General features: G+C 70.2%; 9 protein-coding genes. 2 read left to right on the top strand and 7 right to left on the bottom strand.

All coding sequences use genetic code 11. From position 1 onward, the window contains the following. The 6 genes from AAG589_RS21195 to AAG589_RS21170 all read right to left on the bottom strand — a co-directional run. Positions 1 to 200 (bottom strand): hypothetical protein (locus AAG589_RS21195; protein WP_446719777.1); only part of this gene is annotated, 200 nt, incomplete at its 3' end. A gap of 8 nt (positions 201 to 208) precedes the next feature. Then, positions 209 to 1111 (bottom strand): ParA family protein, encoded by a 903-nt coding sequence (locus tag AAG589_RS21190; protein ID WP_430569290.1) that lies wholly within the window; start codon positions 1109 to 1111, stop codon positions 209 to 211. Between the two features lie 299 nt (positions 1112 to 1410). Continuing rightward, positions 1411 to 2025, bottom strand: coding sequence for a DNA-binding protein (locus tag AAG589_RS21185; protein WP_430569289.1), 615 nt, complete (start codon positions 2023 to 2025; stop codon positions 1411 to 1413). 132 nt (positions 2026 to 2157) lie between these two features. Then, positions 2158 to 3879: a helix-turn-helix domain-containing protein gene (locus tag AAG589_RS21180; protein ID WP_430569288.1), complete on the bottom strand. Its 1722-nt coding sequence runs from the start codon at positions 3877 to 3879 to the stop codon at positions 2158 to 2160. Positions 3880 to 4255: 376 nt separating this feature from the next. Next, complete coding sequence (locus AAG589_RS21175) at positions 4256 to 4552, bottom strand: hypothetical protein (RefSeq protein WP_430569287.1); 297 nt, start codon at positions 4550 to 4552, stop codon at positions 4256 to 4258. Positions 4553 to 4695: 143 nt separating this feature from the next. After that, positions 4696 to 5400, bottom strand: coding sequence for an MBL fold metallo-hydrolase (locus tag AAG589_RS21170; protein WP_430569286.1), 705 nt, complete (start codon positions 5398 to 5400; stop codon positions 4696 to 4698). A 414-nt stretch (positions 5401 to 5814) separates the two neighbouring features. On the opposite strand from AAG589_RS21170, the gene AAG589_RS21165 reads away from it, so the two are divergent. Further along, a complete protein-coding gene (locus AAG589_RS21165) occupies positions 5815 to 6018 on the top strand; it encodes a hypothetical protein (protein WP_430569285.1) in 204 nt (67 codons plus the stop codon). Further along, positions 6018 to 7085, top strand: coding sequence for a PAS domain-containing protein (locus AAG589_RS21160; RefSeq protein WP_430569284.1), 1068 nt, complete (start codon positions 6018 to 6020; stop codon positions 7083 to 7085). The genes AAG589_RS21165 and AAG589_RS21160 overlap by 1 nt, the downstream gene beginning before the upstream one ends. Here AAG589_RS21160 and AAG589_RS21155 read toward each other — a convergent pair. Then, positions 7023 to 7421 (bottom strand): ArsR/SmtB family transcription factor, encoded by a 399-nt coding sequence (locus AAG589_RS21155; protein WP_430569283.1) that lies wholly within the window; start codon positions 7419 to 7421, stop codon positions 7023 to 7025. The genes AAG589_RS21160 and AAG589_RS21155 overlap by 63 nt on opposite strands. Positions 7422 to 7456 lie beyond the last annotated feature (35 nt).

The raw sequence follows: 7456 nt of genomic DNA, 5'->3' as shown, positions 1-7456 counted from the left end.
GAAGTCGCCCGGGGCTTGGGCGACTTCTTCGTCGTGCGCGCGCGCGACGGCGGCGGAGGGTCCGCGGGTGTCGGCGCTGCGGCGGTGTCCGGCTCATCCTCCTGCGTGCTCTGCGGAGCTGCTGGGCGGTTCTGCTTCAGGAGGGCCCCGGCTGCGGGCTTGGGGCGCGGCGCGAGGCCGGTGATGGCTCGGTCAGGCACGGGGGTGCTCATCGTGCGGCCTCCTCGTTCTCGCGGGCCGTGAGGCGTTCGACGATCTCCTGCGTGAGTGCGTGGAGGTCGTCGGCGACGTTCCCTGCGGTCCGGGATACGGCCTGGCCTGCTTCGGCCTCGCCGCGGCGGATCTTCCACCACTCTGGCTGGGACCGGGCGTAGTCGTCGAGCTCGTGAACGAGCAGGCCCCTGCTCCGGGTCTGCTGCGCCACCGTGTTCGAGTGGCGGATCGTGGTCTGGAAGAGCACCTCTCGCGTGCCAACGGCCTCCGCGATCATCTGGCGGGTGTTCTCTTCCACGACCGTCGCCTGCTTCTCGACGCCGTAGACGACCACGCCGAGGAGCTCGACGTCAGGGTTGAGGTCCAGCACACCCTCCATGCGCTCCGCGACCTCGACAAGGCCCCGCTGCGTCCCTCGATCGACGCCGGCCGGCACGATGGCCCAGCGAGCTGCAGCGATCGCCGCCGTCTGCAGCGCCTCGTCGCCCGGAGGGCAGTCGATGACGATGAGGTCGTACTGCTCCGCCAGGGGTGCCAGCACCCGTGCCAGCGCGTCACGTGGTTCCTCGCCCCGCCTGGCGGCGGCGAGGGCGGCGTTGGCGTGGTGGAGCTCCTTGCCCCCGACGATCACATCCACTCCCGGACGTGCGTCCTTCAGGACGTTCACCTCGTTCCCGAACAGGAGCGCGGCCGCGAAGCTCTTTCCGAAGTCGTCACGCTCGGTGTCGGCGTAGCCGAGATCGAAGCCGACGTTGCCCTGAGGGTCGCCGTCCACCAGGAGCACGCGGAAGCCAGAGAGCCCCAGGAACGCCGCGGTGTTCGTCGCGATCGTCGTCTTGCCGACTCCCCCCTTGCCGTTGATGACGGTGACGACGCGGGTCAGGAGATCGCGTGCCACCAGCGGGATCGTGCGTGATGCGGTCGCAGCTCTAGCCACGTGTCCGTCCTCCTTCGAAGGGTTTGAATCCTAGAAATCCTCGGAATCATAGAGTTACGAGGATCCCTAGCCGTGCACGACACGCGAGCACTCCTGGGATCGCTGCCTATCCTCACAGTCCTTGCACTGCGGGATTCTCTTGGCTTCCTAGCATTTCTCGGTTTGCTTACTTTCCTTGCACTGTTGGCAGTCCAAGCGACGCTTGGATCCCAAGTTGAACTTGCGACGCCTCGCTGGAGCGAAGGTCGCCGGGGGGCGGCCTAGTCGTCGGCGGCGGGGGAGCTGCCGGCCGCGGCGGAGGCCAGTGCGGCCACGAGGCGGTCGCGCTCGGCCATGGTCCGGTCACGCTCAGCCTCGACCGCTGCGAGGGATGCCTCTGCGCGGTCCGCGCGGCTGCGTTCGGCCGCCAATGCTGCGGCGGCCGCCGCAGCAGCCTCATCGGCTCGCTCGCGGGCCTGCTCGGCCGCGGCCTGGGCCCCTGCGCGAACCTCGTCCAGGGCGTGACGGGCCTCGTCGAGCTCTGCCTCGACATTCTCGAGGTCGCGGGCAAGCGCGTCGCGCTCGTCCTGGGCCTGCTGCACCTTGGCCTGCAGGCCGGTTCGCTCGTCGACGTAGGCGGCCTCGGCAAGGGTGTGAGCGGTCCGCCAGATGACGTCGAAGGGGCGTTCGAGCTCCTCGGGGCGGTCGGGGATCGTGCGGGCGGCGTCCTCGCGCTCCTTCCACTCTCTGGCCGCCGCTGCGGCTACGGCTGTGCGGACGCCGGGGCCGTTGACGGCGGTCCGCTCGCGCACGGCGCGGGCGGTGACCGCGTGGCCGGCGGCGGCCAGCGCCTCGGCGGCCTCGGCGGCGCGCTGCTCGGGGGTCTGGTCGACCATCCTTGCCTCCTTCGCGATCGGGTAACGCGGGGAATGCTGTTTCCTGTTGCCGATGTTACCCGACTGATCGACTGGTCACCACCTGGCTCGCACTCCAACGACAGAAGGTCCCGGCAGGTGAGGAGGGGCCTTTCAGCCCGTGCGTCCGATGACGTCGGCGACGGTCCAGTGCGGGCCCGCCGCGGCGTCGGGTGGTAGCCACCAGCCGGCGGTGTCGAGCCATGCGAGGTCGTCGGGGTCAGGGGAGTGGTCGACGTCGCCGGGCTGAGCCTCGGGGTCGTGGCGCTGCAGGTAGGCGCGCCACGCGATGCGATGCCGGGCGTAGGTACGGATCTGCGCGGCGACGACGTCGAGGGCGCCGAGCTGCTCGGCGGCCGCGAGGAGCCGGTCGGAGTGCGCGACAAGGTCCCCTGCTGCGTCACGGGAGACGAGGCCCCAGGCGGCCAGCGCGTCGACGGCCTCGTGCACGGCCGAGCGGCTGATCCCCGTGGTCCGTGCGGCCTCGAGGACCGAGCCGGCGCGGCCGGTCTCGAGCGCTTCGAACACCAGAGCGGCAACGTGCCCGAGCGCGCGGAACGCGGGCCGCAGGCCGTGAAGCTTCCCAGTGTCCCAACGCAGCTCGTCGGCGCGATCGGCGAGGTCCGTGGGGATGGTCAGGGCATACAGGTCGGCGTGCTCGCCGTGAGCTGCTTCGAGGCGGTCGCACCAGCCGGCGGCCGCAGCGGCCCTCAGTGCGAGCGAGACCGTGGAGTGCTCCACACCGGTCGCGATCGCCAGGGAGCGCGTGCCGACCGCGACGTACCGGGACCCCGTGGAGTGCGCGAAACCCCCGAGCGCTCTCAGCACGAACCGCACCGCGTATCCGGCCCTGCCAGGGAACCGGTGCTGCTCGGTGGTCCGTAGGGCAGCGCGCCAGGTTCGGATGAAGCCGTGCTCGTCACCGAGCGTGGGATCGCTGGCGGGGGGCGGGGTGGCCCCCCCCTGTGACTCTCGGGCGCTTGTGTTCGATCTACGGACAGTGTCATTCTCGGACTGGATATGGCGTCTGACCTGGGGGTTCGTCTTCTCGGTGCGGGCGACGAGGGCCGCGGCGGCGGCCCAGTCGCGGGTGATCCGGTGGCGCTGGGAGCCAGGGGAGTGGTGGGCGTAGAGCGCCGCCAGGCCGGCCCACCGGCCGTCCTCGATGCGGGCGGCGACGTCGGCCAGCCGCCAGCCAGCGCGGGCGGCCGCGGCCATCACCGCGGCGCGGGCCTCGGACGGGGTGGGGTAGCGGGCGACGTCGTAGATCCCCTCGCGGGCGATGCGCAGCACCGGCCCGCGGACATCGCCTGCTTGGCCGGCCGGCTGGGCGGGGGAGTGCTCGTCGATGTCGACGCCCCCGGCGAGCTCCAGGCGGCCGCGGGGAGGAGTGGCGCGGGCGCGCCATGCCGCGATCTGCGGGCGCAGCCGCACGCGCATGGACTCCACGACGTCGGCGCCGTTCGGGCGCCGGAGGACGTCGTACGCCGCGCTCAGGGACATCGTGAGCTGCTGGTGCCCCCAGTTCTTATGCAGGGCGCCAGGGGTGCGGATGCAGCCGGACCGCACCGAGCGGTGCGGGGACGGGTCCAAGGACGGGAAGAGCAGCGCCAGTGCCTCGACGAGCTCGCGCGCGACATCGAAGGGAATACGGTCGGCCAGCGGCACGTACACGTGGCGGCCGCCCGTGGGGCCCACGTCGGTGACGACCCGGGCGCCACACTCGACGAGCCACCGCTCGAGGCTGGCGGCCTCGGCCGCCGTCGCGGCCATGTCGCCGTCGGTGACGTCCAGGTCCAGGCACAGCGTGCGGCAGGTGCCGTCCAGCCCATACACCAACACCGCGGCAGGCCCAGAACGGGGGAGAAGCTTCGTCAGGGGCCGCTCACCGCGTGTGGGGTACTCCACGGTGTACTGGCCGTTGCGGCGGCCGCGGACACCGACCCGGACGCGCTCACGGCCGGCCAGGAGCCGCGCGGTAGCGGCCCACTGCTCCGCCGGCGACCCCGCCTCGGGGTGCGCCCCGCTCGGCGTGTCGCCAAGTTCTTGTAGGTGCCTGTCGGCTGATGCAGGTATGGTGGTCTCCAGACGAAGGACGCACGAGAGTGCGTCGAACCGGACCCATCACCTCCCGCGCCGCCAAGCTTGAGGGTGAAGGGCTTCGGACTCCGGCCCGGCCCCCTCGGGGGCCGGGCCGCTCTGCGTTATGGGGTTAGGCGCTCTTGCGGGCGAACCCCTCCTGTCCCTGGGTGTGGGGGATCTCGAAGACACCCTGCGCGGCGTCGCCCTGGTCGGCGCTCTTCCACCAGACCGGACGGCCATGCTCGTCGAGCTCGAGGTGCTTGGCGATCTCCGTCAGGACCACGGCGAGCGAGACGCCCGCCGCATCGGCGATGGAGTCATAGACCGCCTTCGCGTCGTCGGGGACGCGCGCGTACAGGACGGACGTGGTCTTGGGATCGATAGACCCCCACGCCCTCCGTGCCCGCTTGCTCTTGGTCGTGGCCATGCCGTCGACCGTAGCGCTAGCGCAAGCGGAAGCAGAAGATGTTCTGCGGCGTGTCGCTTGCACCAAATGTGCGCGCTGTCCAGGGGCGACGCACCTGACGGGGCGGCCACCACCTTGGCCGAGGTTCACGAGCACGCGTTCAATCATACGGTTAAAACGTACGGTGCGCCGTGACCGGGCACATGGAGGTAGTCGCTCGCTGCGCCACGCAGCCGAGAAGCGGACACGCTGGCCTGACAGGGGTCGCTGTGGAAGTGCGCGGGCAGTTCACCCCCGCGCACGTGATCACGCCGCGGAAGGCAGGGGTGCTCGCTGATGAGCGCATCGCCTGTGGCGAGCACACGCCGGTCGTCGATGGCCACGGCGACGTGGCCTGGGGTGTGCCCGGGGGAGTGGATGATACGAGGCGCACCGGGGAGGTTCGCGAGCCCGCCGTGTGGTGCGACAGCTGGCACTGGGCAGTGCCTGAGCCCTCCGTGCCGGATCGCCCGCACGGCCCACACGGCGACACGGGGCGCCAGGAGCCTGGCGCCGAGAGCGCGCGCGTTGACTTGGTGGAGGACGTCCCGCCGGGCGTTTCCGAGCTCGTCGCGATGGGCGTAGATCGGGACCCTGGGGCGCGCCTCTGCTAGTCCGCCCTGGTGGTCGGCATGGCCGTGGGTGATGATCGCTGCTGTCAGCTGCGAACCCATGCCGCCTACTCGGGTGACGCTGCGCATGAACTCTTCGGCGGCTGCGGGATAGCCGGAGTCGATCGCGAGGACGTGCCGTCCCTCGCGGACCAGGAGCCAGTTCACGAGTCCTGTGCGGGCAACGAAGACGTCGTCGGCGACCTCGTCGAGGCTCACGCCCACGCTGGCGCTCCGGCACGGCAGTGAGCGGCGCGGAGGGCGTCGCGTACCGTCGCGCGGTTGATCCAGACGGCTTCTTCGTCCCGCTCGACGATGCCGGCGGCGAGAAGTAGATCGAGTTCCCGCGCTCGCCGGTGGCTGACGACTCGGTCGCCGGACCGGAGCGCCGTGAGCGGCGTTGGGCCGGGGGTCCTAGCGATAGCAGCAAGCAGGTCCGTGGCGGCTACAGCCGCCCGGAGAGCGTCAGGCATGGTCACTCCCTCGTAGGGTCGTTCTACTTTCGAGGCGTGACCACTGCTCTGACGCAGAGCGAGGGCCAGGGAAAGGTTAGCGCTTGGCCGGAGGTCGCGCCCCAGGCGCGCCGTGCTCGCTCCTCGGACATCTCGGTTGCCCCGTCGTACGATGCGGGCCATGGACGAAGCCCTGGCCCCGTCTGTCCGAGAGAACGTGGCCGACCGCCGGCGCCGTCTCGGGCTGGAACTCGCGCACCGTCGCGCGGGAGGCCGTGACGCGTGGGATGCGCTGTCGGCGTCACAGCAGCGCGTGCAGCTCGCTGACGCCTTGTTCGATCTCCAGGCATGTCCCGAGGACCCCGACAGCGTGGAGTACCCCTGATGGGTCAGGCGAAGGACACCGGCCGCTGGGTCGTGATCGACGCCCGCGGCCCAGTCCTTCTGATCGACGACGAGAACGTCAAAGGACTCAGCCACCGCTCCCAGCTGGGAAGCGTCGGAGCGCGCCTGCTGTTCCCTGCGCTCGTCGAGACGGTCGACAGCCTTGCCGGGATAGACGAGCCGCTCACCTTCCGCGACGAGAAGTTCGTAGTTCGCACGCGCCCCTTAATCGCGCCGTACTCCGGCGAGCCGGTCGGCGCAATGGGGATCGTGACCAACCTCGGTGAGCCGACCCCAGAGCCCCCACAGGTGGGCGTGTGGGAGTGGGTCATCGAGCCTGCCGGGGCCGGCAGGCTCGGGTCGAGATCTGCCTACTGGGACGAGACGATGTCCGACATCTACGGCGACGAGAGTCCCGATCCCAGCCGCCCGCGTGACGTCTCGGCGTGGTACGCCGATCGGCTCACCGTGGAGAGTCGCGGGCGCATGGCGGACCTGATCGAGCAGGGGGCGCGCCGCCCCTCGGACGAGCTGCACATCCTGAGCTACACCATCAAGGACGATGACGGTCTGCCGATACCGATGAGGCTCGCGGCCCGCGCGTTCACCGACGACGCCGGGCGCGTCCTCATACGGGGCATCAGCCACGTCTCGCGCTCGCCGCTAGAGGAGGTTCAGCCGACTCTGTTCGAGCCCATGCCTGAAGTGCAGATCGCGGACTTCTTCAAGCTCGACCCCGGGGCCCTGTACATGGCCATCAACCTGGACTACGGAACTTTCGAGCGTTGGGACCCCGCGGGCTGGCGACGGCACAAGCTCCTGGACGTCTCCAGCGGAATGCTCACCGAGCTGGTTCACCCGGAGGACCACCACCGCCTCGGTGAGTTCGTCGAGCTTGCCGGTCGCGACGGCGCGACGGCGACCGAGTACGTCCGCATGGCGAAGGCGAACGGGGCCTATATGTGGACGCAGGTGACCGCCGGCACGCTCTCTGGGTTCATCGCCCTACGGCAGGTCCTTTGCAGAGTTGTGCCGGTGCCCAGCTTCCGCGATGTACCCGCCATCTAGGAAGTAGTTCACCGACTCCGCGCCAAAAACGTAGGTCACCCAGGCTTCAAGAAGCTCCGCCATGCGCTCACGGTTCACCGTGTAGAGCACGCTGCGACCCTTGCGCTGCCCGTGGGGTATGTCGCCGATGACAACCCCGAGATCCTCGAGCTCTGAGAGGTGTGGCGTGACCGTGCTGCGCGGGAGCCTGGTTCCCTCGACGATCGCGCCGAGGTAGGAAGCCTGGCCGTCGGCGAGGTAGCGCACGATTTCGTGCTTGGCCTCGTTGCCGAAGACCGTCACGGCGAGCTGCACGAGCTCCGGCCGGTCAGCGGGCGGATCGATACGTCGAGGCACGCCCCCATTCTTACCGTAGCGAAGCGCTCGTACGT

The sequence above is a fragment of the Isoptericola sp. F-RaC21 genome, assembly GCF_038593535.1.
Lineage (GTDB): Bacteria > Actinomycetota > Actinomycetes > Actinomycetales > Cellulomonadaceae > Isoptericola.
The sequence above is the reverse complement of the archived record's forward strand: the minus strand, read 5'-3'. Positions and strand labels throughout refer to the sequence as shown.

Bases quoted from the DNA above. Each gene is read 5' to 3' on its own strand.
- AAG589_RS21165 (WP_430569285.1), top strand. From the start codon at position 5,815: ATGGACGAAGCCCTGGCCCCGTCTGTCCGAGAGAACGTGGCCGACCGC.
- AAG589_RS21175 (WP_430569287.1), bottom strand. From the start codon at position 4,552: ATGGCCACGACCAAGAGCAAGCGGGCACGGAGGGCGTGGGGGTCTATC.
- AAG589_RS21160 (WP_430569284.1), top strand. From the start codon at position 6,018: ATGGGTCAGGCGAAGGACACCGGCCGCTGGGTCGTGATCGACGCCCGC.
- AAG589_RS21185 (WP_430569289.1), bottom strand. From the start codon at position 2,025: ATGGTCGACCAGACCCCCGAGCAGCGCGCCGCCGAGGCCGCCGAGGCG.